General features: G+C 72.1%; 24 protein-coding genes and 1 pseudogene. 8 read left to right on the top strand and 17 right to left on the bottom strand.

Translation table 11 applies throughout. The features are described 5' to 3' along the window. Nucleotides 1–9: 9 nt before the first annotated feature. Entirely contained in the window at nt 10–603 is a 594-nt protein-coding gene (locus JSY13_RS01720) for a phosphorylase family protein (protein WP_259607289.1), read from the top strand. Here JSY13_RS01720 and JSY13_RS01715 read toward each other — a convergent pair. The 3 genes from JSY13_RS01715 to JSY13_RS01705 form a co-directional block, all read right to left on the bottom strand. Further along, on the bottom strand, nt 600–3,638 hold the full coding sequence (locus tag JSY13_RS01715; protein WP_259607288.1) for an AAA family ATPase: 3,039 nt from the start codon (nt 3,636–3,638) through the stop codon (nt 600–602). The genes JSY13_RS01720 and JSY13_RS01715 overlap by 4 nt on opposite strands. Before the next feature lie 9 nt (nt 3,639–3,647). Beyond that, the gene (locus tag JSY13_RS01710; protein ID WP_259607287.1) at nt 3,648–4,814 is read right to left on the bottom strand and encodes an exonuclease SbcCD subunit D; all 1,167 of its coding nucleotides are present in this window, start codon (nt 4,812–4,814) and stop codon (nt 3,648–3,650) included. 102 nt (nt 4,815–4,916) lie between these two features. Further along, nucleotides 4,917–5,225 carry a GNAT family N-acetyltransferase gene (locus tag JSY13_RS01705; protein ID WP_336297698.1) on the bottom strand — a complete coding sequence of 103 codons (309 nt, stop codon included), beginning with the start codon at nt 5,223–5,225 and terminating at the stop codon, nt 4,917–4,919. A gap of 349 nt (nt 5,226–5,574) precedes the next feature. Here JSY13_RS01705 and JSY13_RS01700 point away from each other — a divergent pair, with 349 nt between their 5' ends. Further along, nucleotides 5,575–6,273, top strand: coding sequence for a winged helix-turn-helix domain-containing protein (locus JSY13_RS01700; RefSeq protein ID WP_259607286.1), 699 nt, complete (start codon nt 5,575–5,577; stop codon nt 6,271–6,273). Between the two features lie 99 nt (nt 6,274–6,372). Next, entirely contained in the window at nt 6,373–7,353 is a 981-nt protein-coding gene (locus tag JSY13_RS01695; protein WP_259607285.1) for a DNA-3-methyladenine glycosylase family protein, read from the top strand. Nucleotides 7,354–7,360: 7 nt separating this feature from the next. Here JSY13_RS01695 and JSY13_RS01690 read toward each other — a convergent pair whose 3' ends face one another. Genes JSY13_RS01690 through JSY13_RS01675 form a run of 4 tightly spaced genes read right to left on the bottom strand, consistent with a single transcriptional unit; the run spans nt 7,361 to nt 11,198 of the window. After that, nucleotides 7,361–8,116: an iron ABC transporter ATP-binding protein gene (locus JSY13_RS01690; protein ID WP_259607284.1), complete on the bottom strand. Its 756-nt coding sequence runs from the start codon at nt 8,114–8,116 to the stop codon at nt 7,361–7,363. Continuing rightward, a complete protein-coding gene (locus JSY13_RS01685; RefSeq protein WP_259608238.1) occupies nt 8,113–9,138 on the bottom strand; it encodes an iron chelate uptake ABC transporter family permease subunit in 1,026 nt (341 codons plus the stop codon). Before JSY13_RS01685 ends, JSY13_RS01690 begins: the two co-directional genes overlap by 4 nt. 19 nt (nt 9,139–9,157) lie before the next feature. Continuing rightward, the gene (locus JSY13_RS01680) at nt 9,158–10,141 is read right to left on the bottom strand and encodes an ABC transporter permease (RefSeq protein ID WP_259607283.1); all 984 of its coding nucleotides are present in this window, start codon (nt 10,139–10,141) and stop codon (nt 9,158–9,160) included. Nucleotides 10,142–10,199: 58 nt separating this feature from the next. After that, nucleotides 10,200–11,198, bottom strand: a complete 999-nt coding sequence (locus JSY13_RS01675) for a siderophore ABC transporter substrate-binding protein (protein WP_259607282.1) — start codon at nt 11,196–11,198, stop codon at nt 10,200–10,202. Nucleotides 11,199–11,299: 101 nt separating this feature from the next. Here JSY13_RS01675 and JSY13_RS01670 point away from each other — a divergent pair, with 101 nt between their 5' ends. The 3 genes from JSY13_RS01670 to JSY13_RS01660 all read left to right on the top strand — a co-directional run bounded on the left by JSY13_RS01670 (nt 11,300) and on the right by JSY13_RS01660 (nt 13,188). Beyond that, nucleotides 11,300–12,067, top strand: a complete 768-nt coding sequence (locus tag JSY13_RS01670; protein ID WP_259607281.1) for a siderophore-interacting protein — start codon at nt 11,300–11,302, stop codon at nt 12,065–12,067. A gap of 78 nt (nt 12,068–12,145) precedes the next feature. Further along, nucleotides 12,146–12,556, top strand: a complete 411-nt coding sequence (locus JSY13_RS01665) for a VOC family protein (protein ID WP_259607280.1) — start codon at nt 12,146–12,148, stop codon at nt 12,554–12,556. A gap of 224 nt (nt 12,557–12,780) precedes the next feature. After that, nucleotides 12,781–13,188 (top strand): VOC family protein, encoded by a 408-nt coding sequence (locus JSY13_RS01660; protein ID WP_259607279.1) that lies wholly within the window; start codon nt 12,781–12,783, stop codon nt 13,186–13,188. 37 nt (nt 13,189–13,225) lie between these two features. Here the strand turns inward: JSY13_RS01660 and JSY13_RS01655 are convergent, their stop codons facing one another. After that, nucleotides 13,226–14,167, bottom strand: a complete 942-nt coding sequence (locus JSY13_RS01655) for a LysR family transcriptional regulator (protein ID WP_259607278.1) — start codon at nt 14,165–14,167, stop codon at nt 13,226–13,228. 78 nt (nt 14,168–14,245) lie between these two features. Between JSY13_RS01655 and JSY13_RS01650 the strand changes: the two are divergent. Then, nucleotides 14,246–15,647: pseudogene (locus tag JSY13_RS01650) on the top strand (FAD-binding protein); the annotation flags it as partial. Between the two features lie 19 nt (nt 15,648–15,666). Here the strand turns inward: JSY13_RS01650 and JSY13_RS01645 are convergent. From JSY13_RS01645 to JSY13_RS01610, 8 genes are all read right to left on the bottom strand, one after another. Next, nucleotides 15,667–16,407, bottom strand: coding sequence for a pyrimidine reductase family protein (locus JSY13_RS01645; RefSeq protein ID WP_259607277.1), 741 nt, complete (start codon nt 16,405–16,407; stop codon nt 15,667–15,669). A 97-nt stretch (nt 16,408–16,504) separates the two neighbouring features. Next, the gene (gene folP / locus JSY13_RS01640; protein ID WP_432806427.1) at nt 16,505–17,401 is read right to left on the bottom strand and encodes a dihydropteroate synthase; all 897 of its coding nucleotides are present in this window, start codon (nt 17,399–17,401) and stop codon (nt 16,505–16,507) included. Then, on the bottom strand, nt 17,398–18,525 hold the full coding sequence (locus tag JSY13_RS01635; RefSeq protein ID WP_259607276.1) for an NAD(P)/FAD-dependent oxidoreductase: 1,128 nt from the start codon (nt 18,523–18,525) through the stop codon (nt 17,398–17,400). Before JSY13_RS01635 ends, folP begins: the two co-directional genes overlap by 4 nt. Before the next feature lie 25 nt (nt 18,526–18,550). Then, nucleotides 18,551–19,225 (bottom strand): GTP cyclohydrolase I, encoded by a 675-nt coding sequence (folE, locus tag JSY13_RS01630; protein ID WP_259607275.1) that lies wholly within the window; start codon nt 19,223–19,225, stop codon nt 18,551–18,553. 113 nt (nt 19,226–19,338) lie between these two features. Then, nucleotides 19,339–19,827 (bottom strand): metallophosphoesterase family protein, encoded by a 489-nt coding sequence (locus JSY13_RS01625; RefSeq protein WP_259607274.1) that lies wholly within the window; start codon nt 19,825–19,827, stop codon nt 19,339–19,341. Nucleotides 19,828–19,845: 18 nt separating this feature from the next. After that, nucleotides 19,846–21,264 carry a threonine synthase gene (gene thrC / locus JSY13_RS01620; RefSeq protein ID WP_259607273.1) on the bottom strand — a complete coding sequence of 473 codons (1,419 nt, stop codon included), beginning with the start codon at nt 21,262–21,264 and terminating at the stop codon, nt 19,846–19,848. Between the two features lie 137 nt (nt 21,265–21,401). Continuing rightward, the gene (locus tag JSY13_RS01615) at nt 21,402–21,683 is read right to left on the bottom strand and encodes a hypothetical protein (protein ID WP_259607272.1); all 282 of its coding nucleotides are present in this window, start codon (nt 21,681–21,683) and stop codon (nt 21,402–21,404) included. Between the two features lie 366 nt (nt 21,684–22,049). Next, on the bottom strand, nt 22,050–22,601 hold the full coding sequence (locus JSY13_RS01610; RefSeq protein WP_259607271.1) for a BCCT family transporter: 552 nt from the start codon (nt 22,599–22,601) through the stop codon (nt 22,050–22,052). Between the two features lie 68 nt (nt 22,602–22,669). Here JSY13_RS01610 and JSY13_RS01605 point away from each other — a divergent pair, with 68 nt between their 5' ends. Beyond that, a complete protein-coding gene (locus tag JSY13_RS01605; RefSeq protein WP_259607270.1) occupies nt 22,670–23,434 on the top strand; it encodes a transglycosylase SLT domain-containing protein in 765 nt (254 codons plus the stop codon). 85 nt (nt 23,435–23,519) lie between these two features. On the opposite strand, the gene JSY13_RS01600 is transcribed toward JSY13_RS01605, so the two are convergent. Next, entirely contained in the window at nt 23,520–24,842 is a 1,323-nt protein-coding gene (locus tag JSY13_RS01600) for an MFS transporter (RefSeq protein WP_259607269.1), read from the bottom strand. Nucleotides 24,843–24,868: the final 26 nt, after the last annotated feature.

The following is a 24,868-nucleotide window of genomic DNA, read 5'->3' as shown; positions in this document are numbered from 1 at the left end:
GATGGATGCGTGAAACTCCTCGTCGCCGCCCTCGAATCCGAGCTGCAGGCGTTCCCCGCAGAGATCCCCGGTTTCGACCGGCTGGTCACCGGTCCCGGCAAGCTCAAGGCGGCGTACGGGCTCACCCGCGCCCTCGACGCCGGCGACTACGAGGAGGTTCTCGTGGTCGGCACCGCGGGCGCGGTGGAGGAGGACCTGCCCGCGGACGTGTACGAGGTGAGCGCGGCGATCCAGCACGACGTGCAGGACCTGGACGGGATCGTCGGTCAGCACGTCTCGCTGCCGCCGCGCGTGGAGACGGGACGCGAGGGGCTGACGATCGCGACCGGCGACATCTTCGTCGACGACGCGGATGCCGTGGCCCGCATCCGCTCGCTCGGCGGCGTGCTCGTCGACATGGAGACCTTCGCGTTCGTCTGGGTGGCACAGCAGTTCGGGGTGCCGATCCGGGTGCTCCGGGCGGTGTCGGACCGTGCGAAGGACGGCGCGACCACGATCTGGGACGACATGGTCGCGGCGTGCAGCGCCCAGCTGTGGGCCTACGTGAAGCGCGAGTACGGCCTCGAGGACGCCCCGGAGGTCTCGAACACGCGAGAGCGCTAGGACGTTCGGAACGCCGCTTCGACCACGCTCGGCCCGTCCGGCAGGGTGCGCACCGTCAGCTGAGCGGGGATCTGCTCCTGCATGGCCTCGACGTGGCTGATCACTCCGACGGTGCGCCCGCCCTGCCGTAGCTCGTCGAGGGTGCGCATCGCGATCTCGAGGGTGTCGGCGTCGAGGGAGCCGAAGCCCTCGTCGATGAACAGCGTGTCCAGCCGGATGCCGCCGGCCCGCGCCGTGACGACCTCGGCGAGTCCGAGGGCGAGTGCGAGCGAGCTGAGGAAGGTCTCGCCGCCGGACAGCGACCTGGCGGGGCGGGTCTGCCCGGTGTACGCGTCGTGCACGACGATGCCGAGGCCGGAGGCGGCGCCGCGGGCCGCGAGGGCGTCCGAGTGCTGCAGCCGGTACCTCCCCGACGACATCTCGCGCAGGCGCAGGTTCGCCGCATCGACGATCTCCTCGAGCTCCGCGGCCAGGACGAAGGTCTCCAGGTTCATGCGGTGCGTGTTGCCGGAGCGGCCGGCGACGGCATCCGCGAGTCCGCGGATCGTCTCGTAGTCGGCCGTGTCGGCCGCCGAGACGCGGTGTTCGGATGCCGCGCCGTCGATGGCCGCGGCGAGGGCGGCGTTCACGCCGTCGATGCGGCCGGCGGCCTCCACCGCTGCGATCCAGGCGGCGCGGGCCTCCGCGGCTGCGGCCGTCGCCGGCGCCAGGTCGATCGGCTCCTCGGGCAGGGTGAGCAGCTCCAGTTCGAGGAGGATGCCGCGTTCCTTCTCGCGCTGGACGGCGTGCTGGGTGATGCGGTCGTCCAGCCGGGCGATCTCCGCCGCAGGCAGCAGTGCGGCCTCGACCTCGGCGGTGTCCCCGAACGGGGACGTCTCCAGGGCCGCCGCGAGATCGGCGTCCGCGTCGGCGGCGGCGGTCTCACGGACGAGCCGGTCCTCGATGGCGTCCGCGGCGCGGGTCGCGGCGTGGATGTGCGCGCCGGCCTCGGCGAGGCGGTCGGCGACGGTGGCGTGCGCGCCGCGCGCGGCGGCGATCGCCCGCTGGGCATCCTCGGCCGTCTGCCGGAGGAGGGCGAGCCGCTCCCGCGCCGCGGCCTGCTCCTGGGCGGCCTCCGTCTGCCGGCGCTCCACGTCCTCGGCCTGAGCGGTGCACCGGGCCAGGGCGGCGTCCAGGGCGAGGGCGCGTTCGGCCGCGGCTTCGGCCTCGGCGTGCGCGGCGGATGCCGTCTCGAGCACGGCCTCCGCCGCGGACGGGCTGAGGCCCCGTGAGCGCTCCGCGGCGGCCGCGCGCTCGGCGCGCCGCTCGCCGAGCCTGCTCTCCGCCTGCCGTTCGGCCCGGGCGGCGTCGTCGCGGCGCGCCTCGGCGTCCGCGATGTCCTCGGCGGAGACGGGATCGGCGTGCTCGGCCGGGGACGGATGCTCGGTCGCCCCGCACACGGCGCAGGGCTCACCGGGGACGAGCGCGGTGGCGAGCTCGCCGGCGAATCCGTCCAGCCGCCGCTGGCGCAGGCGGGCGAGCGCGGTCTGCGCCTCGGCATGGGCGGTGGTGAGCTCGGCGAGCCGTCGCTCGGCCGCCGCGATCTCGTCGTCCAGGCGCGCCACCTCGGCCGCGGCCGCCCGGCAGGTGCGGGCGTCCTCGACCGCCCGGGCGAGGTCTTCGGCACGATCTCCGGCGCGCCGGGCGGCGTCGCGCTCCGCGGTCAGCTCGGCGATGCGGCCGGGGAGTTCGGCACGCTCGGCCTGCAGAGCGGTGATCCGCTCCCCCGCCGCCGCGGCCTCCTGCTCGGCCTCGGCGAGCTCGCGCTCACGGTCGGCGCTCCGCTGCTCCAGTTCGGCGGCGCGCTGCCACGCTCCGCTCTCCCGTGTCAGGTCCGAAGCGAAGGCGCGCAGCCGGGTGACGTCCCCGCTCCCCTCGGCCGCCGGCGGGAGGTCGCCGTCGGTCTCCGTCTGCCGGCACGCCGCCGCCACCGCGGCAGGCAGAGCGTCGCGGGCCTCCGACTCGCCGCGCTCGGCGTCGGCGAGCGCGGCCTGCGCCCTCCGCGCGGCGGCGATCACACCGCGCAGCGCCTCGGCGGCCCGGCCGAGGTCGCGGCGCCGCCGGTCCGCGGCGATCTCGTCGGCCTGGGCGTCGAGCGCGGCGAGAGCCGCGCGCGCCCGGTCGCGCTCGGTCTGCGCCTCCCGCTGCCGGGTGAGCTCGGTGAGCGCGGCATCCGCGGCCTCCAGCCGCTTCTCGGCGTCGGCGCGCTCGGCGGCGAGCCGCTCCGCCCGGTACTCCGCCCGGGCGAGGGCACGCTGCAGCGTTTCGAGCCGTTCCTCGGTCGTCGCACCGCCCGCCGCGGGGCCGGAGTCGCCCCACAGCTCAGCATCCGTCGCGATCCGCTCCGCCTCCTCGAGCCGGGCCTCGATCGTTGCGCGCCGGGCGGCGAGGCTCTGCTCGGCGAGGCGCCGCCGCTCGTCGAACCGCTGCTGGTAGTCCTCGAAGCGCTCGGTGCCGAACAGCCGGCGCAGCAGCTTCTGCCGCTCCCTGCTGTCGGCGAGGAGGAAGTCGGCGAAGCGGTTCTGCGCCAGCAGGATCACCTGCAGGAACTGCTCCTGCGACAGCTGCAGGATGTCGGCGAGCTCGTTGGCGACGTCGACGACGCGCGCGGCCCGGCCCACCCACCCGGCATCCGTGAGCTCCTCCAGCGAGGCGGACGGCGCCTGCGTCGTCATGCCGCCCCCGCGCTTGGCGGGCCGCTCGTAGGAGGGCGAGCGCGTCACCCGGAACCGGCCGGCGACGGTGCTGAACTCGACTGCGACCGAGGTCGGGTCGTCCGGTTCGCAGTGGTCGCTGCGCAGCCGCTTCTCGCCGCCGTCGTAACGCGGGACGCCGCCGTACAGGCCGAAGCAGACCGCGTCCAGGATGCTGGACTTGCCGGCGCCGGTGCGACCGCCGATGAGGAAGATGCCGTCGTCGGCGAACGCGTCGAAGTCCACCACCTGCCGGGACCGGAACGGGCCGAACCCCTCGACCTCGAGTCTGTGCAGTCGCATCCGCGTCCCTCAGATGAGCGCCTCGGCGCGCACCCGGTCGTCCAGCACGTCGCGGATGAGCTCCGCCTCCCGCTCGGTCGGCCCGGCGCCGTCGCGCACGTGCACCAGGAACGCCTCGATCCGCTCGGTGTCGGTCACGGCGGTGCGCAGGCGCTGCGCATACGACCGCTCGTCCGCCGCCGGCCGGGCCGACGGCTGGTGCTGCACCATGGCGCAGTACGGGAACCGTTCGCGCAGCCGGCGCATGGGCTCGTGCTGCGGCAGCGCGTCGGTGTAGACCGCGCACACCCAGCTCTCCGCGTGCGCGTCCGCGTTCGCCGCGGTGAGGATCTCGTCCAGCGTGCCGGTGAGCGTCACCAGCGCCCGCGGCACGGGCAGCGGAAGCCACTCGACGCCGGCCAGGCCGTCCGCGTCGAGCTCGACCAGCCACGACCCGCGCTCCTTGTGCTGTTCGCCGAAGCTGTAGTGCAGCGGAGCCCCGCAGTAGCGGACCCGGTCACTGACCTGCTGTCGGCCGTGGATGTGCCCCAGAGCGACATAGTCGGGGCCATCGAAGGCCGCGAGCGGGACGACGTCCAGCCCGCCCTGCCGCACCTCGCGCTCCAGCCCGGCGGTGGCGTCCACCCCCGCCGCGAAGCAGTGCGCGATCGCGACGGCACGCCCCGGATGCGCGTCCATGCCGGCCCGGACCAGGTCCATGGCGTGCGACATCGTCTGCGCCTGTGTGCGCAGGACGGGGCCGTCCTCGCCGTGCGCCCAGTGCTGGCGCACGATCGACGGCTCCAGATACGGGATGCCGAAGAAGTGCACCGGCCCGTGCTCGTCGGCCACGGTGACCGGGGTGGCGATGGTGCGGGGATCGGTGAGGACGTGGATGCCGTCGCGCAGCAGTCGCGAACGGAAGCCGAGCCGCGCAGCGGAGTCGTGGTTCCCGCTCGTGACGATCACGGTCGCCCCGGTCTCGTGCAGCGAGGCCATCGCCTCGTCGAGCAGCGTGTAGGCGGCCGCCGCGGGCGTGGCCGAGTCGAACACGTCGCCGGCGACGACGACCACGTCCACGGCGTGCTCGCGCACCTGCTGCACCAGCGCCTCCAGCACGACGGCGAGCGCGTCGAGCGTGGAGTGCCCGTGGAACGTGCGGCCGATGTGCCAGTCGGAGGTGTGCAGGATTCGCATGCCCTCACGGTACGGACCGCCTCCGACATCGCCGCCGAGGCGTGCCGCGAAGGCCGGACACCGGGCATCCGTCACCCCCGCGACGGCGCCGACGGAGATCCTTCAGCCGCGACGGAGCAGGTGCCGGTATTCGGGGTGATCGGCGAACCACTCGGCGACGTACCAGCACACCGCATCCACCGTGCGGTCCCCGCGCGCCGCGATGTCGGCGACCGCCCCGGCGACCACCTGCGCGGCATACCCCTTGCCGCGGTAGGCGGGGATCGTGAACGCGCGCGTCAGGGCTACCGTGCGGCCGTCGTCGCGGTAGTCGAGCACGCTGACCAGGACGCCGTTGCGCATCAGCGTGTAGCGCGAGGCGTCCTTCTCGTCGGTGACCACGAATCTGGTGTCGTCGGCGGGCAGGCTCACGCGACTACGTTACGCCGGGTTGCGGCGGCAGGGCCCGCGCCGGGCCGTCACGTTTTGACACGGCGGGTCACGATCCGACATAATCCCACCCATGACCACCAACGCACGCCCCATGTCCGCCCAGGAGGCGAACGGGACTGCCGGCATGATGATGGCCGGCCGCGTTGGCATGTGTTGCCGAATGTGTTGCTAAGGCGCAACCTCCCCGCCCGACTCATCCCTCCCCGCATCTCTGGGGAGTGAGTCCCGAGCACCCACCCTGTGCTCCTCTCCCACCGGCTCCGCCCGGTCATTCGTGCAACGCATTCAGAGCCCGACGGCTCGACCTCCCCTCCAAGGACCCATCATCATGTCGAACACCGCTCTCCTCGACCGCCCCGCCACCGCTCCCGTCCGCGCCGTCCCGGTCCGCCAGGTCACCGACCCGCAGAGCGCGGATCTGCCCTCGGTCCGCTCGCCGCGAGGCTTCGCCCTGTACGTCGGCATCGACGAGATCAAGGCCGCCGAGGCCGGCGTGAGCCTCCCGCTTCTCGTCGACGCCCTGCGCCGCACGCTCGCCGAGCTCGCGCCGAAGGCCGAGACGCACGCGACCGTCGCCCTCGCCCCGCACGGCTCGGGTGGCCGCGACCTCGACGTCGTGCGCCTCGCCCTGCAGGAGCCCGGCGCGATCGCCCGCGCCAAGGCCGCCACCGTCGAGGAGAAGGACGAGGAGTCCGGCGTCGTCGTCGACATCTCCCGCAAGCGCGTGCTGCTGGACGGCGAGTCCGCGTCGTTCACCTACAAGGAGTTCGAACTGCTGCAGTACCTGGTGCTGCGCGAGGGCCGCACCATCGAGCGCTCCGAGCTGGTCGCCGCCCTGTGGCAGGCGTCCGACGAGGAGGCCCCCGGCGAGCGCACCATCGACGTGCACGTGCGCCGGCTGCGCGCGAAGCTCGGGCGCTACGAGGACATCGTCCGCACCGTGCGCGGCGTCGGCTACCGCTTCGACCGTCACGCGGACGTCGTGATCCGCTACGGCCACGGCACCCCCTCGCCCGACCGGTTCTGATCCCGCGGCGACGGCAGCACGGGGTGTCGACGTCGCCCGGCAGGCGATGCCCGCGCGGACGATGCACGGGATGTCGCTCGCGGCGCGTAGGGTGAGCGCATGACGTTGATGGCGGATGCTGCGCCCCAGGCAGCTGCGCCCTCGGATGCTGCGCCGCGGGCCGTGACGCCCGCACGCCACGCCGTCTACCGCCCGCCACATCCGGTCGATCTGATCAGCACCGTCGGGAGACTGCGACGCGGCGGCACCGACCCCACGATGGTGATCGACGGCCCCGCGATCTGGATGGCGTTCCGCACCGCCGCCGGCATCGCCACCCTCCAACTGCGCGCCGCGCGCGGCGAGATCCGCGCCATCGCCTGGGGTCCCGGCGCCGGCGAGGCGCTGGATCGCGTGCCGCGCCTGTGCGGCGCCGACGACGATCCGACCGGATTCGACGTGTCCCGGCATCCGCTTCTCGCTGACGCGGCACGGCGGAACCCGGGGATGCGGCTGGGCCGGACCGACCGTGTCTTCGACGCGCTGGCCTGCTCGATCCTCGAGCAGAAGGTCACCACCATGCAGGCGTTCGGCGCGTGGCGCCGGCTCGTCTCCAGCTACGGGGAGCGCGCCCCTGGGCCGACGCCGCGGCCCCTGTTCGCCGCACCGGCACCCGAGGTCTGGTACCGCATCCCGTCCTGGGCGTGGCATCGCGCCGGGGTGCAGCCGCCGCAGTCGCGCACCCTGACCGCCGCCGCGATGCGCGGACCCAGCATCGAGCGCGCGGTCCGCGCGGCCGCGACCGGCGAGGAGCGCGACCGCGTGCTGACCAGCCTGCACGGCATCGGCCCGTGGACCTCGGCGGAGACGCGGGTGCGCGCTCTGGGCGACCCGGATGCGGTGAGCGTCGGCGACTTCCATCTCGCGCACCAGGTGGGCTACGCCCTCACCGGGCAGCGCACCGACGACGCCGGGATGCTCGAGCTGCTCGCCCCGTGGAAGGGCCACCGTCAGCGGGTGATCCGGCTCATCCTGGCATCCGGCGTCTCCGAGCCCCGGCGCGCGCCCCGGCTGGCTCCGGAGGACCACCGCCGCCGCTGAGCGCGACTCAGTAGTACACCGCGAGCGGCCCCGACGGCCCCTCGACGACCCGCACCTCGGTGTCGAAGACGCGGGTGAGCACGGCATCCGTCATGATCTCCTCCGGCCGCCCGAACTCGACCACCCCGCCGTCCTTCATGGCGCAGATGTGATCGGCGTAGTGCCCGGCGAAGTTGATGTCGTGCAGCACGATGACGATGGTGCGCCCGAGCTCCTCGGCGGCCCGGCGCAGGTGCTTCATCATCTGCACAGCGTGCTTCATGTCGAGGTTGTTCAGCGGCTCGTCCAGCAGCACGAACTCGGTGTCCTGCGCGAGCACCATCGCGACGTACGCCCGCTGCCGCTGCCCGCCGGAGAGCTCGTCCAGGTAGCGGTCCTCCAGCTCACGCAGGTCGAGGAAGTCGATCGCGCGGCTGATGATCTCCTCGTCGGCCCGGTTCAGCCGCCCCTTCGAATACGGGAAGCGCCCGAAGCCGACGAGCTGGCGCACGGTGAGGCGGGTGATGAAGTGGTTCTCCTGTCGCAGGATCGAGACGATCTTCGCCAGGTCCGCCGACTTCGTCGAGGTCACGTCGTAGCCGGCGATCTCGATGCTGCCGGCGTCCATCCCCATCAGCCGGCCGATCATGGTCAGCAGCGTCGACTTGCCGGCGCCGTTGGGCCCGATCAGCGCGGTGATGCCGCCGGTCGGGATCCTCAGGTCCACGGGACCGATCGCGACCTCGGTGCTGTAGTTGCGGCGCACGCCGTCGATGGTGATCACAGTCGCCCCTTCCGGAGGATGACGATGAGGAACACGAGGCCGCCGACGAGCTCGATGACGATCGAGACGACGCCCTGCGCGGAGAAGATGGTGCGCATCACGACGTACGCGCCGGCGATGATCGTGAACGCGATGAGCACCGCGACCGGGAACACCAGCCGATGGTCGTAGGTGTCGGCGACCTGGTAGGCGAGCGTCGCGACCAGGAAGCCGAGGAAGGTCATCGGGCCGACCAGGGCGGTGGAGGTCGCCATCAGCACCGCCACGAGGAACAGCACGATCATGAGCTCCCTGCGGTGGTCGACGCCGAGGGCCCGGGCGGTGTCGGCCCCCAGCGCCATGATGTTCAGACGCCGCGCACGCATCCACAGCAGAGCGGATGCCCCCGCGCAGAGCGGGACGGCCAGCGGCAGGAGGGAGGCGTCGGCGTTGGAGATGTTCCCGAACAGGCGCGCCGCGAGCACGTCGAACTCGCTGGGCGTGAGCAGCCGCTGCATGAACGTGGCCACCGCGCCCAGGCCCCCGCCGAGGACGATGCCGATCAGCAGCATGATCTGCAGGTTCGCGTAGCGGCCGGACAGCAGCCAGCCGTAGAGCAGCATGGCCAGACCCACCATGAGCGCGATCTGCAGCCCGAACTGCCACAGGCCCTGGATGGCCACGAGGCCGGCGACCCCGAAGAAGTACACCGACGAGGTCTGCACCGCCCGGTAGAGGGACTCGAAGCCCATGATCGACGGCGTGATGATGCGGTTCGTCGTCACGGTCTGGAAGCTGACCGTCGCCACCGCCTGGCAGACGGCGACGATCGCCATCACCGTCACGTTCGTGAGCCGGCGATGCGCGATGCGCCAGAAGCCCTCCGAGCCGACCGGCATCGGATTGTCCCCGGCGAGCAGCGCGAACGCGAAGCCGGCGGCGGCCAGGATGAGCACGGTGAGCACGAGGGCGTAGCGCCGTCGCGCTCCGGGCGCGGAGAGCGGGCCGGATGCCCGCGCGAGGACGCCGGACGGAGCGAGCATGCCGGTGGCGGTGACGGGCCTAGGCACGACGACGCTGCCTCAGCAGGAGCAGGATGAACACGGCGGCGCCGACGACGCCGAGGATCAGGGACACGGGCACCTCGAACGGCATGATGATCGTGCGGCCGATCAGGTCGCACACGGTGACGATCGCGATGCCGAGCAGGCAGACCCAGGGCAGGTTGCTGCGCAGGTCGTCGCCGCGGACCATCGAGACGATGTTCGGCACGATCAGCCCGAGGAAGGGCAGGTTGCCGACGACGACGGTGACCACCCCGGTCGCCACCGCGATGAGCACGGTGCCGAGCAGGATGATCCGGTCGTAGTTCAGCCCGATGCTGGTCGCGATCTCCTCGCCGAGGCCGGCGACGGTGAGCCGGTCGGCGACGACGAAGACGACCGCGCCGGCGGCGGCCACGATCCACAGCAGCTCGTACTGACCTCGCAGCACCGAGGTGAAGCTGCCGGCGAACCAGATGCCCAGGCTCTGCAGCGTGTTGGTGGCCAGGGCGAGGTAGGTGGAGACCGCGCCGACGACGGCGCCGAGCATGATGCCGACGATCGGGACGATCAGGGAGGAGCGCAGCGACACCCGGCGCAGGAACAGGAAGAACACCATGGTTCCGAGGAAGGCCGCCAGCACGGCGCCCGCCATCCGGAGCGGGATCGACGGCTGCGGGACGAGCACCATGACGGCGAGCAGCCCGAGGCCCGCCCACTCGGTGGTGCCGGTCGTCGTCGGCTCGACGAAGCGGTTCTGCGTGAGCAGCTGCATCACGAGCCCCGACATCGCCATGGCGGCTCCGGCGAGGACGAGGGCGATCGTGCGCGGGACGCGGGTGATCTGGAACATCTCCGCGCCGTCCGCGGCCCCGGCGATGTCGTACACGCCGGTGAACAGGGAGAGGACGAGGAGCGCGGCGACGACGAGGACCCCGACGAGGAGCCGGGCGTCGACGAGCCGCCCGGTGCGGCGGGACGGCGATGCGGTGGTGGCGGTCATGCTGAGGACGCCGCGGCGGCGGCATCCGGGGCTGTGCCGGATGCCGCCGCCGGCGGGATCACTTCTTCTTCGCGGCCTTCTCGAGGGCGTCGGCGAAGTCGTTGAGGAACGTCGTGTAGGTCTGGATGCCCTCGTTGAGGTAGGTGTCCGTCGGCATGTACACGATCTGGCTCTCCTGCACGGCGGTGACGGATGCGAGTGCCTCGGTGCCTTCCAGGATCTCGGCGGCCTGCACGTAGTCGGGGGTCTCATCGGCGAAGACCGCGTCGCGGTCCATCACCAGGATCCAGTCCGGGTTCGCCTCGGCGATGGCTTCCACGGAGATGTCGTCGCCCTGGTGGTCGTCGGTCGCTTCCGGCACCTCGAGCGCCGGGGTGAGACCGAGGATGTCGAACACGGGGCCGAGGGTGCGGCCGACCGCGGGGGCGATGTAGCCGATCTGCCCGCCGGAGGTGGTGACGGCCATGACCGTGTCGGCGTCGTCGTACGCCTTCTTCGCACGCTCGATGGCGGCCTCGAAGTCGTCGACGAGCCTCTTCGCCTCGTCCTGCTTGCCGAAGATCTCACCGAGCACGGTGACCTGCCGCTTCAGCTCGGCGTCGAACGGCTCGCCCTCGCGGGGGTCGAGCTCGAGCACGGTCGCGTCCGGCACGAGCTCCTCGAAGTCGGCGTGGTACTGGGCGAAGCGCTGCCCGTTGATGATGAGGTCGGGGTCGGCGGCGACGACGGCCTCGAGGTCGGGCTCGTTATGCGTGCCCAGGTCGACGATGCCCTCGTCGTCGACGTAGCCGACGGTGTCCGGCATCAGCGAGACGGCGGCTGCCGAGAGCTCGATGCCCCAGTCGGACAGGGTCTGGAAGGTGCGGTTGTCGGTGGCGACGACGGATGCCGGGGGCGCCGCGATCTTCTGCGTGCCGTTGTTGTCCTCCACCGTGACCGTGCCCGCCGCGGGCGTGCTCTCTTCGGGTTCGGTGGCCGCCTGACCGGAGCAGCCGGCGAGGGCGAGAACGGTCACGAGACCGAGACCGGTGGCGGTGAGGATTCTGGGCACGGACATGGAGAGACTCCTGTTCTGCTGTGTGTTGGTGCGCGAAGAGCGCCGATCGAGCCGGTGCGAGGCGACCCCGCCGCGACTCGAATGTAGGTTAGCCTTACTTTATGAGATCCACGAAATCCGGCTTCTCGCTCGAGCGCCGCGGCCTCGATCTCCGCTTCCGCTCCGTGGCACTGGGCGCACGGGAGTGGCTCGCGCCCAACTACGTGCGCGTCCAACTGACCGGACCGGAGCTGGCGGGCTTCGCCTCGCTGGGCGCGGACGACCACATGCGGCTGTTCTTCCCGGAGGGCCCGGTGTCCTCGATCGAGGAGATGCGGGCCGCGCCGAGCCGCGAGTACACCCCGCTCGCGTGGGGCGAGGACTGGCTCGACGTCGAATTCGCGGTGCACGGCGACGAGGGCGTGGCCGCACGCTGGGCGGCCACGGCGGAGATCGGCTCCGTGATCGGCGTGGGCGGCCCGCGCGGCTCTGCGGTGCTGACCGGCACGCCCTCATCGTGGCTGCTCGTCGGCGACGAGACGGCGATCCCGGCGATCCGGCGCTTCGCCGCGCTCATCCCCGCGGATGCCCCCGCGCGCATCGTCGTGGAGACGGCGACTCCCGCGGACGAGGTCGACATCGACGCCCCGGTCGCGATCGAGTGGCTGCACCGCGGCGACGCGCCGGCCGGCTCGGCGCTGATCGCCTTCCTCGAGGGGCTCGGCGCGACGGATGCCGTCGGCGCGGACCCGTTCTGCTTCATCGCCGCCGAGCAGCAGATCGTCAAGCCGGGGCGTGCACTGCTGGAGCGCTGGGGCGTCGACCCGGCGAATGCGGTCGTGAAGGGCTACTGGAAGCGCGGCGAGGCGGAGTACCACGCCCCGCACTGAGACCCGCTGCCCGCGCCAGGCGAGACCGCCAGGCGCGGCGGTTCCTCCCGCGCCCGGGGGATCGCGCAGACTGGATGCATGGCGCTTGTGGATCATCTGGGCATCACGGTGGACGACATCGAGCGGGGACACGCGCAGTTCGGCCCGGTGATCGAGGCTCTCGGGTACACGCTCGGCACCGAGGAGGAGGGCGGGATCTCGTGGCACTGCGGCGACGAGACCGAGATCATCATCTACGCCCCGCGCGAGACAGACTCCGGACCGCACCGGCACGGACGGGTCGGCTGGCAGCACCTCGCGTTCGCGATGGACTCCCGCGACGAGGTGGACCGTCTGCACCGGGTCGCGGTCGACGCCGGCTGGCACGTGGTGCGCGAGCCGAAGCCGTACCCCCGGTTCTCGGACCGGTACTACGCCTCGTTCGTCGAGGACGACAACGGCATCCGCATCGAGTTCATGCACAACCCGCCGGCCGAACTCCGCGAGTAGCCCGCGCACCGCCCCGCCGACGAGACTTATCTTTCAGCACGAAACCTCACGGCTGTCGTGCAGTCTCATGCCAGGACAGTAGTCTCGATGGATGGCGGCGTGAACAACGGCTCCGCCGGACCCGGATGCGGCGGCGACGAAGGGTTGCGCCGCCCCGCCCCCGGGATGAGACTGAGCGTGCCGCGACGGCCTGCCGCGGCATCCGTTCGTCGAAGGAGCCCGACGTGCCCACCCTCAACCCCTACCTCACGTTCCGCGACAACGCCCGCGTGGCCCTCGAGTACTACCAGAACGTGCTCGGCGGCTCGCTCGACATCATGACCTTCGGCTCCATGCCCGACATGGGCTACGACCCGAGCGAGAGCGAGCTCGTCATGCACGGACAGCTCACCACCGACGACGGCATGGTGCTGATGGCGTCCGACACGCCGGGCGGCATGGAGTATCGGGAGCCGCAGGGCGTCTCGGTGTCGGTCAGCGGATCCGAGAGCGACCGGCTGCACGCGATCTGGACCGGGCTCAGCGACGGCGCGACGGTGACCCTGCCCCTGGAGCCCGCACCGTGGGGCGGCGAGTTCGGCATGCTCGTCGATCGGTTCGGGATCGCGTGGATGATCGCGATCGACAACTGACGCGAGAGAACCTGCGCCTGACGCCCGACGCTCCGGTTCAGGCGTGCGCCTCCGCCGCTCGCATCCGCTCCGGGGCCCGCTCGGCGAGCTCCCGCGCGGTGCTGACGAGGACGCGGTGCATCGCGGCGGCGGCCCGCGTGGAGGTGATGTCCGACCGGTGCGCGAGGCTCACGGTGCGGGTCAGCGTCGGCTCCACCAGCCGCACCGACCGGAGCCCGGGCCGGTCGAGGAGCACCATCGCCGGCACCACCGCGACGCCGAGACCGCGCTCGACGAACCGCAGCACGGTGTCCATCTCCGCACCCTCGACGACGATCGACGGGGTCAGCGCGGCCGCCCGGAAGACGGCATCCGTCACGGCGCGCAGCGCGTAACTTCCGGGGAACGCGATCAGCGGCAGCCCGGCCAGGCGCCGGAGGTCGACGGTCTCGCCCTCGGCCACGGGCGGCTGGGCCGCGGACGAGACGACCACGAGCTCCTCGGTGAGCAGCGGCACGCGCACCAGCGCCGTCCCGGATGCCGGCATCCCTGCCGACGCGGTGATGAGCGCCAGGTCCAGCACGCCGCCGGCGAGCTGTTCGATCAGCAGATTCGACCCGCCCTCGGTCAGCTGCAGATCCACGCCCGGATGCGCCGCACGGAACGTGCTCATCGCCTCGGCGACCAGGCTCACGCACAGCGTCGGCGGGGCGCCCAGCCGCACGCGGCCGCGCTGCAGCCCGGCGAGCTCCGCCATCTCCGCGCGGATCGCGTCGGCATCCGCGAGCATCCGCTTCGCCCGCGGCAGCAGCGCCTCGCCTGCGGCGGTCAGCCGGATGTTGCCGCGCGCCCGGTGGAACAGCTCCGAGCCGAGCTCCTGCTCCAGGGTCGAGATCTGTCGGCTCAGGGAGGGCTGTGTCACATGCAGCAGTTCGGCGGCCCGGGTGAAGTGCCCGAGGTGCGCGACCTCGACGAAGCTCCGCAGCTGCTCCAGGTTCATGTCGATACCATAGCCGTATCGTCACCAGTGGCACAATTCATTGGAGTTATCGAAACGCGGTTCCTAGCTATTCTTCCCCGCGAGGACGACGGGCGCATCTCGCAGCGCTTCTTCGGGGCGCACACCTACCGCCGCACCGCGTTCGCCGGCGACTACACCGGGCTCGAGATCCAGCGCACCCTGGTGCGCCGGGCCGAGCACCTGGGGGTGCCGATCCTCGACGGCGTCTACATCACCCGCATCCTGGTGCGCGACAACGTGGTCTTCGGGGCGTACGGCTTCGACCAGAGCGACGGCACCCGCCTCCTCATCCACGCGGATGCCGTGATCCTCGCCGCGGGAGGGCACAACCGGATCTGGCGGCGCACGTCGTCGCGCCGCGACGAGAACACCGGCGATTCCTTCCGCCTCGCGGTCGACGCCGGCGCCGGGCTGCGCGACCCGGAACTGGTGCAGTTCCACCCGTCCGGGATCATCGAGCCGGAGAACGCGGCGGGCACGCTGATCTCCGAGGCCGCCCGCGGCGAGGGCGGGATCCTGCGCAACGCGCTCGGCGAGCGCTTCATGGAGCGCTACGACCCCGAGCGGATGGAGCTGTCCACCCGCGACCGCGTGGCCCTCGCCGCGTACACCGAGATCAGCGAGGGGCGCGGCACCGAGAAGGGGGGCGTGTGGCTCGACGTCTCGCACCTGCGGCGCGAGACGATCATGAACCGGCTGCCGCGCGTCTACCAGACCATGCTCGAGCTGCAGATGCTCGACATCACCGCCGAGCCGATCGAGGTCGCCCCGACGGCGCACTACTCCATGGGCGGGGTGTGGGGTGCGCTCCGAGGACCACGGCACCGACGTCGACGGGCTCTACGCGATCGGAGAGGCCTCCAGCGGGCTGCACGGTGCGAACCGGCTCGGCGGCAACTCTCTCATCGAGCTGCTCGTCTACGGCCGGCTCGTCGGCCGGGCGGCGATCGAGCATGCGGCCTCCCTCGACGCGCAGCGCCGCTCGCCCGCAGCCGTCGCCCAGGCGCGGCGGGAGATCGACGACCTCCTCGCCGCCGACGGCCGCGAGAACGTGCGGGCGCTGCAGCGCGCGATCCGCAACACGATGACCGCGCACGCCGGCGTGGTCCGGTCCGAGGAGGGCCTGCGGGCGGGGCTCGCCGAACTGGACGCGATCGAGGAGCGGATGCACGACATCGGCATCCATCCCGACATCGCGGGCTTCCAGGACCTCGCCCACGCGTTCGACCTGAAAGCGTCCGCGCTGGCCGCTCGCGCGACGCTCGCGGCCGCGCGGGAGCGGCGGGAGACCCGCGGATGCCACAACCGCAGCGACTTCCCCGACCTCGACCCGCAGCTGCAGGTGAACCTCGTCTGGTCGCCCGCCACCGGCGTCACCCGTGAGGAGATCCCCGCGGTGCCGGAGGAGGTCGCCCGGCTGGTCCGCGAGGTGGACACGGCGGGGAAGCTCGTCGAGTGATCCGCTCCCCCGCGCCGGCTCACTCCCTGACGTAATGCAGCAGCAGCTCGCTCCCGGCCCGCAGCACGGATTCCAGCCGCATGCCCACCGGGGCCGCGGGGCCGTGGTCGGTGATCCGGCGCGTGGTGGCACCCTCAAGCCGGGGCGCGAGGGTGAGGTGCAGCGCGTCGACGACGCCGGCGTCGAGGAAGGAGCCGAACAGGCTCGGCCCGCCCTCGCTGTGCACGTGGCGCAGGCCACGATCGGCCAGCTCGTCGAGCAGCCGCCGGGGGTCGACGTCGTGCTCGCCGGTCTCGATGAGGTCCGCGACCTCCGCGAGCGCCTCCCGCCGGTCGGCCGGCGCGGTCGGCACCGTGCACACGATCGGGCGCACCGGGGCGTCGGCGAAGACCGCCGAATCCGGGTCGAGGTCGAGCCGGCGCGAGACGAGGGCCAGCACCGGATGCGGCGGCATGCCGCGCTCCCGCCGCCAGCGCACCGCGGGCTCGTCGAGCCGCAGGCCGCCGTATCCCTCGATGCGTGCCGTCCCGGCCCCGAGGAGCACGACGTCGGCGGGCCGGCGCAGCAGGTCGAAGAGCCGGCGGTCGGCCGGGTCGCCGAGCCCGCCGGAACGTCCCTCGTGGGTCGCGGCGCCGTCCAGGCTGGAAATGAAGTTCATCCGCACCCAGCGCCGCCCCTCCGGCATGCGGGTCTGTGCGAGGAGGTCGTCGTCGCTCAGGTCGGATGCCGGGTCGGGCCAGATGCGGTCGATGTGCGTCATGTCGCTCCTCTGCGGGACGGTTCGGTTCTGCGGGACGGTTCGGTTCTGCGGGGCGGTTCGGACGTTGCGCTCGGGATCGTTCCGAGGTCCCCGGCCTTCAGACGTTGCGCGTCGGATGCGTGTTGTGCTCGAGCCGCACCGGCGGGCGCAGCCCGAGGATGGCCTCTGCCATGCGCGCCGCGTCGACGGCCTCGGCGACGTCGTGCATCCGCACGATCCGCGCACCCTTGAGGATGCACGCCGTCATCGCGGCCAGCGACCCGGCCAGCCGCTGACCCTGCGGGCGGTCGATGGACTCGCCGATGAAGTCCTTGTTCGACACCGCGACGAGCAGCGGGAGCCCGATGTCCGCGATCTCGTCGAGCCGGCGGGTGAGTTCGAGGGAGTGCAGCGTGTTCTTGTCGAGGTCGTGCCCGGGATCGATGATGAGGCGCTCGCGCGGGATGCCGGCAGCCTCGGCGCGGGCGACCCGGTCGGTGAGGAAGGCTCGGACCTCGGCGACGACGTCGCCGTAGTGCGCGGCGGGCTTCTCCACCCGCGGCGGGCCGACGCTGTGCGTGATCACGACGTGCGCCCCACCGTGGGCGACGACGCCCGCCATCTCCGGGTCGCCGAGTCCGCTGGTGTCGTTGATCACGCCGGCTCCGGCCGCGATCGCGTGCCGCGCCACCTCCGCCCGGTTGGTGTCGACGGAGACGACCAGGTCCGGCCGCTCCCGCGCGATGGCCTCCACCACGGGCACGACCCGGTCGATCTCCTCCGGCACCGACACCGCGGGGCCGCGTCCGAACGGCACCCCGCCGACGTCGACCCAGTCGGCGCCGAGGTCCGCGGCGCGCAGCGCGCTGCCGACGGCCCGGTCCAGCGCGAAGGTCGCGCCGCGGTCGTAGAACGAGTCCGGCGTGCGGTTGACGACCGCCATCACCGCCACCTGACGCGCGAAGTCGAAGTCGCGCCCGCCGATGCGGGTCGCGCTGACCGGGCCCGTCGTCACCGGTGCGTCCCGATGCTCTCGCGGATGGCGTCGGAGGCGTCCCAGTCGTTGGCGTGCATGGCCGCGCACACCGTCCCGTCGGCGATCCAGTACGCGCGGAAAGCGCCGCCGTGGGCCACGTCGGTGTCCCCCTCGATGTCCACGCGGTCGTATCCGGACGGCGGGACGCTGCCGACGTACTCCATGCCGAGATCGTACTGGTCGGTGAAGAAGTACGGCTGCCGCGTGTACGGCTCCGCGCCGCCGAGCAGGTTGCGCGCCGCCACTTTGCCCTGTTCGATCGCGGTGTCCCAGTGCTCGACCCGGATGCGGCGGCCGAGCACCGGGTGGTCATGGTTCGCGACGTCGCCGATGGCGTAGATGTCGGGGTCGGAGGTGCGCAGGGTGGCGTCCACGAGCACGCCGCCTGCCACCGCGAGCCCGGCCGCCTCGGCGAGCGTGGTGTCGGGGACGGCCCCCACGCCGACGACGACGAGGTCGCCGCCGGCGAGATCGGATGCCGTGACCTTGCTGCTCAGGCGCAGGTCGACCCCGTGGTGCCGGTGCAGGTCGGCGAACACGGCGGCCACCTCCGGCCCCAGCACGCGCACCAGCGGGAGCTCCGCAGCCTCGAACACGGTCACGTCGGCGCCGGCGTGCCGGGCTGCGGAGGCGACCTCGAGCCCGATCCAGCCGGCGCCCACGATCACGACGCGGACGCCGGGACGCAGGCTCTCCTTCAGCCGGATGCTGTCCTCCATGGTGCGCAGGTACACCGGGTCGCCGGTCTCGTCGGCCAGGGCGAAGCGGCGTGGTGCGGACCCGGTCGCGAGGAGCAGGCGGTCGTACCGCTGCTCGCGGTCGTCCGGCCCTGCGGTGAGGGTGTGCGCCGCCGGATCCAGGCGCGTCACCCGGGTGCCGAGTTCCAGGCGCACGTCGTGGTCGCGGTACCAGGCGGCGTCGTGCACGCTCGCGGCGTGCAGGTCGGCGTCGCCGAGGAGGTAGCCCTTCGACAGCGGCGGGCGCTCGTAGGGCAGGTGGTTCTCCGCGGCGTAGAGCACCAGCTCCCCCTGATACCCCTGCTCCCGCAGCTCGGTGACGGCGGTGGCGGCGGCGAGCCCGCCGCCGACGATGGCGATGGTCATGTCCTGTCCCTTCTCGAGCACGGCCTCAGCGCGTGCGTCCGTCGACGAGCGCGAAGAACTCCGCCCGCGAACGGGCGTCCTCGCGCAGGGCGCCTCGCACCGCGGAGGTGCTGGTCGCGGTGCCCGCGGCTCGGGCGCCGCGCAGCGTCATGCAGCTGTGCACGGCCTCGACGATCACCCCGACGCCGCGCGGCTGCAGGTGGCCGGCGAGGGCCTCCGCGATCTCCACGGTCAGCCGCTCCTGCGTCTGCGGGCGGCACGCGCAGTGGTCGACGAGCCGGGGGATCTTGGAGAGCCCGACCACGCGATCGGCGGGGAGGTAGGCGACGTGCGCGATGCCGGTGAAGGGCAGCAGGTGGTGCTCGCAGAGCGAGCGCACCGGGATGTCGCGGACGAGCACCATCTCGTCGTAGCCCTCCCGGTTCGGGAACGTGGTGAAGTCGAACGGCTCCGGGCTGAGCAGCTCCGCGTAGGCGGCGGCGAAGCGGTGCGGCGTGCGGGCCAGGTCTGGCGCGTCCGCGGCATCCGTCTCGATGCCGAGCGCGCGCAGGAACGCGCGGCCCGCACGCTCGGCGGCGGGGAGGTCCACCGGATGCGGCGCCGCATGGATCCGGACCCGGTCCGGGCCGTCGGGGAGCGCCCTGAGCGGTCCGTCCTCGTCGTCGATCCCGTTCTCGTCGAAGGCCAGTGGCATCGTCATGGCGACCTCCTCGCGTCCGCTTCCATTACAGGCCTGGCCGCGTTCTAAAGTCAAGGGTTATCTCTTTTAGACCTGAATGCGGATGCCGGACGCGATGCGGGCGGGGCGCGGGATCAGGCGATCGCCGCTCCCAGCCCGGCGAGCCAGGCGTCGACCGTCGCCATCGGCACGGGCGCGAAGTCCCAGGCGTCGACCCCGACGTGGAACTGGCGCAGGTTCGGGCCGTGGTCGCGCGCGTGGATGTGCCCGTGCAGCAGCGGGGTGCCGTCGTCGACCGGGCGGCACCGGCGGAACCGGTCCTCGCCGTGCGAGTCGCCGTAGTACGGGTAGTGGCTCGCCGCGAGACGGATGCCGCGGCGCCCGCCGCGCAGGGTCTCGGGCAGCACCGTCCACCCGGCCGCCTGGTACACCGGCGTGAAGCGGGCGATCGCGGCCCTGGTCTGGGTCGCGGTGGAGACCCGGTCGTGGTTGCCGGGCACGAGCAGCTCGGCGTCCATCTCCTCGACGGAGCCGAACGGCCGGTCGCACAGCTCGATGATCCGCGCGTGCCCGAAGTGGTGATCGGAGGTGACGAACCCGACGTCGTCGAAGTCGAAGTCCATCGCGCCCTCCGCTCGCCGTCAGTGCCGAGCGTGCGTCTCGATGTATCCGCGCAGCGCCGCGGCGTCGTCCGGCATCTCCACCACGCGCTGTGGAGCCTCCAGCATCCGCTGCAGCTCGGGCGAGAACTCGAGATCGACGCCGATGGCTTCGCGGATGGTGTCTGCGAATTTCTGCGGCTTGGCGGTCTCGAGGACGAGCATCGGCACGTCCTGCTCCACGAACGACCGCGCCACGTGCACGCCGTCGGCGGTGTGCGGGTCGATGATCTCGCCGGAGGCCTCGTGCACGGCGCGGATCGTGGCGAGCCGGTCGGCGTGCGTGCTGGTGCCGCTGACGATGCCGAACTCGGAGGCGAAGCGCGGCTGCTCGGCGGAGAAGTCGACGTGGCCGCGGGCCTCCAGGTCGTCCCAGACGGCGACCATCCGCTCGGGGTCGCGGCCGACGAGCTCGAACAGGAACCGCTCCAGGTTGGACGCCTTGGAGATGTCCATCGACGGGCTGGAGGTCGCGAGGGTCTGCGCGGCGCTGCGCGGCCGGTACACGCCGGTGCGGAAGAACTCGTCGAGCACGTTGTTCTCGTTCGCGGCGAGCACGAGCCGGCGGATCGGCAGGCCCATGCCCTTGGCGAAGAAGCCGGAGAGGATGTTGCCGAAGTTGCCGGACGGTACGGTGAAGGAGACCTCGAAGCCGGCGCGGAAGTCGGGCTCCACGGCATCCGTCACCCGCAGCCAGGCCCAGAAGTAGTACACGATCTGGGCGGTGATGCGGGCGAGGTTGATCGAGTTCACGGCGCCCAGGTGCTGACTGCGCTTGAACTCGAGGTCGCCGGCGAGGCGCTTGACGAGGTTCTGGCAGTCGTCGAAGACCCCGTCGACGGCGATGTTGTGGATGTTCTCGTCCTGCAGCGAGTACATCTGCGCACGCTGGAACGCGCTCATCCGGCCCTGCGGCGAGAGCATGAACACCGAGACCCGGTCCTTGCCGCGCAGCGCGTGCTCGGCGGCGGACCCGGTGTCGCCGGACGTCGCGCCGAGGATGTTCAGCACCCCGTCGTTGCGCTCGAGCACGTACTCGAGAACCTGGCCGAGGAACTGCATGGCCATGTCCTTGAACGCGAGGGTCGGCCCCTCGGACAGCCCGACGAGGGTGATCCCGTCCCCGATGGACCGCAGCGGCACGACCTGCTCGGGGAAGCCCGCGTACGCCTCCGCGCACATCCGCGCCAGGTCGTCGCGCGGGATGTCGGTGGCGAACAGGGCGAGCACCTCGGTCGCCAGCTGCGGATAGCTCAGGCCGCGCCACGACTCGAGGGTCTCCGCGTCGACGCGCGGCAGCTGCTCGGGGACGGCCAGGCCGCCGTCGGGCGCCAGTCCCTCGAGCAGCGTCTCGCTGAACGGCTGCGGCTGCATGCCGCCGCGGGTGGAGATGTACTGCACGTGGCTCCTCCGGGGGTCAGGACTCTCCATTCTCGCAGGCTCGCCGCGTCGGGGTGGCGCGGATGACGGATGCCGCGGGGCAGGGGATCCGGGCGCGGCGGCCACCCGCGTGTGCCGCAGCCCCGCGCCGGCGCTGCTCAGCGGGTGAGCGCGGCGACCGCGTCGGCGAAGACGAGCGTCTGCCCGATCTCGGTCGCCCGGTCGTACCGCTCGCCGTGCAGCACGACGAAGACCGCGCCGACGACGTCGACGAAGCCGGCGATCCGGTCGCCGTCGCACACGACGTAGCGTTCGGATGCCACGCGCTCCCAGCGCACGACCCGGCCGGGGTCGGGCTCGCGGCGCGTGATGCGGGTGGGGAGCTGCTGCAGTGCGGGCAGCGCCTCGGCCGCCACCTGGTGAAGATCGGCGAGAACCACGGCCCCTCCTTGACGTCAGAATCCCCCACAGCCCACCATGCCCCCTGCGCGGGTGTCCGTCTCGGGGGTTGACGCGGGGCGCCGCGACCCACTAAGAGGACGGGGGGCCGGCGTCATCGCGGCGGTCGCCGTCGTGGCCGTGGTCGTCGGCGTGGTCGTCGTGGCCGTGGTCGTCGCCGTCGCGGTGCCGGCGGGCCCGGCGCAACTCGCGGCGCTCCTCGCCGACGGTGAGGGAGGCGTCGCCCGAGGCGGTGTGGTGCGGGTCCTCGGGACCTCGGTGCTGGATGCGTCCCGGCTCCAGCGTGCGGGTGACGTCGGTGGCGGTGACGACCGGCGCCTGCTCGGTGGCGGTCTCGTACCACTCGGTCAGGGCGGGTCGTCGGTGTCGATGCCGGCGCCGGCGCCCTCCTCCGTGGCGACCTCGGTCGCCCCGAACACGAAGTCGTCGCCGTGCTCGCTGATTCCCCGGCGCACGCCCTGCGCGATCGCGGCCCGGGCGAACCGGCGTCGCAGCATGTAGGGGTCGGTGTGCAGCTCCGTGGCCCACGCGAACATGATGCCGATCACGACGAGGGCGAACGGCAGCGCCGAGACCACCATGATCGACTGCAGCCCCGACAGCGCCGTCTCACCGCCCGCCAGCAGCAGCGCCAGGGCGGCCGCGCCCAGCAGCACGCCCCAGGTGATGGTCACCCACGTGGACGGCTCGGGCTTGCCGCGCTGGCTCATCGAGGCCATCACGATCGACGCGGAGTCGGCGGAGGTGACGAAGAACAGCACGATGGAGATCATCGCCAGCACCGACAGCACGGTCCCGAACGGCAGCTCGTGCAGCACGGCGAACAGCACGGCCTCGGGCGGTCCGGCCTCGCTGATCGCCCGCCCGGCGTGCTCGAAGAACATCGTCGTGCCGCCCATGATCCCGAACCAGACGACGCAGACGGCGGACGGGACGCGCCCGCGCCGGAAACGGGATGCTGGGGCACGTGAGCACGCTCTTCGCCTCCTTCCGCCGGGCCTCCGGGGCGCCCGCCCGGGCATCCGCGGGGGCCACGCCGGCATCCGCCGACGCCACCCGGGCCGCCGCCGGAGCCGGCAGACGCCGCGGGCCCCGCCACCTGCTCGCGGGGCTCGTCGGCCTGGTCCTCAGCGCGGCACTGGCCGGCTGCGGCCTCTCGATCCCCACCGACCCCGACGGCACCCTGGACCGCGTGCGCGGCGGCGAGCTGCGCGTGGGCGCCTCCCCCGAGAAGGGGCTCCTCGAGATCGACGACGGCACGCCGACCGGCAGCCTCGCCGAGCTCGTGACCGGCTTCGCGGAGTCGATCGATGCCGAGGTCGAGTGGACGCCGGGCAGCGAGGAGACCCTGGTCGGGATGCTCGAGCACGGCGAGCTCGACCTCGTCGTCGGGGCCTTCACCGATCAGACCCCGTACCGGATCGATCACTGCGACGACTCGGTCGCCCAGGGAGCCCATGCGGCCAAGACTCTGTTGCACGACCTCGGCCTGGAGGACGATCCCGGCATCTACCTGCCGTCTTCGCCGTTCTCCGCACGCGTCCACGGACACACCCTGGTCGGAGCGGGGTATCCCGCTTTGGGGTCCAGTACGCAAATCGTCTCCGCCGACCCCTTGCTCACGGCGCACTACCTCGGAGATACCCTCGTCGCTCTCACAGGGATTGACGCCACCGGCCTCGTCCGCGACTGGATACCTCGGCTGCACCGGCGAGCACCGACTCGCCCCTGATCGACAAGCCGGATCGCGGGCGCCTCGGCAAGCACGACGCGCCGGTGGCGGGCGGAAGCATTCGTTCCGCCCGCCACCTGCGCGCTTATGCGGTGCGCACACAGGCGCACTGGGACGCCGCGAGGGTGCCTTCGGCGGCTTCGGTCTCCTCACGGAGCACCAGGTCACCGACCGCGCCTTCTCCGGTGGCATCGGCGGCCTCGATAGTCTCAGTTTCCTTCTCGCGGGGCCAGAGCATCTGCGCTGTGACGGCACCGCCGATGGCGAGAGCGGCAAGGATCGACCAGGCGAGAGTGAAGCCGGACGCTGTGCCTACCCATCCCGCGATCGGGTAGGTGACAAGCCAGGCCAAGTGAGACAGTGAGAATTGTGCCGCGAAGGCCGCCGGGAGCTCGCGCTTCGCGACCGAACCTCGGATGACGCGTCCGGTGGGCGTGACGATCAAGGCCATGCCGCCGCCGATGACCACCCAGATCGGTGCCGTGATCATCCAGGAAGCCGCCTGGATGGCGGTCATCGCGACGGCCGCCAGCACGCCAGCAAGCAGAACTGCGGCACCGGTCATCATCACGACCCGCTCGGCGATCCGATCGAGCACGCGTGGCAGGAACAAAGCGACCAGCAGTGTGCCGCCGCCGGAGGCTGCAAGCATCCAGGCGACGTCGGCCTGCGTGCCGCCCAGTTGATCTCGGACATAGTTGACCGTATTGACCACCACGATCGATCCGGCTGCGGCGACCACCACGTTCAGGGCCATGACGCCGCGCAGACGAGGAGTCGCGAAGAAGACCTTCACGCCCGAGGTGACCCGGTTCCACGCATCCGCGTGCCCGCTTGGTGCCGCATTGGGGATGCGAGTCGAGAGCACCAGGACGGCGGAGAGCACGAAACCTACCGACGTGCCGACGAACAACCAGTTGAACGTCATGAACGTCAGAGCGACCGCCGCGAGCACCGGGCTGAGCAGGCTCTCCATCGTGTAGGCCACCTGCGACGCGGACAGCGCCCGCGTGTAGTCGGACTCCTCGACCACGATATCGGGGATGACCGCCTGGAACGTCGGCGTGAACGCAGCAGAAGCCGCCTGCAGTACCCCGATGAGAACGTAGATCTGCCAGATCTCCGTGACGAACGGCAGAGCGAGCACCACGGCCGCGCGCGCCACGTCGAGCAGGGTCAGGAACATCCGCCTCGGGAGCCGGTCGGCATAGGCCGCAGCCAACGGCGCGATCAAGACGTACATGACCATCTTGATCGTCAGCGCCGTCGCAAGCACCGCCCCCGCGCTCGGACCGGCGAGCTCGTAAGCGAGCAGACCGAGGGCGACGGTCGCCAACCCCGTCCCGAACAGGGCGATGATCTGCGCACTGAACAGGTGACGGAAGTCGCGGATCGCGAACACACGCATAGGGCTCTCCTGACCTTCGTGGAAAC

The organism is Microbacterium neungamense, from assembly GCF_024971095.1.
GTDB lineage: Bacteria > Actinomycetota > Actinomycetes > Actinomycetales > Microbacteriaceae > Microbacterium > Microbacterium neungamense.
This window is presented reverse-complemented; position numbering and strand designations above follow the sequence as displayed.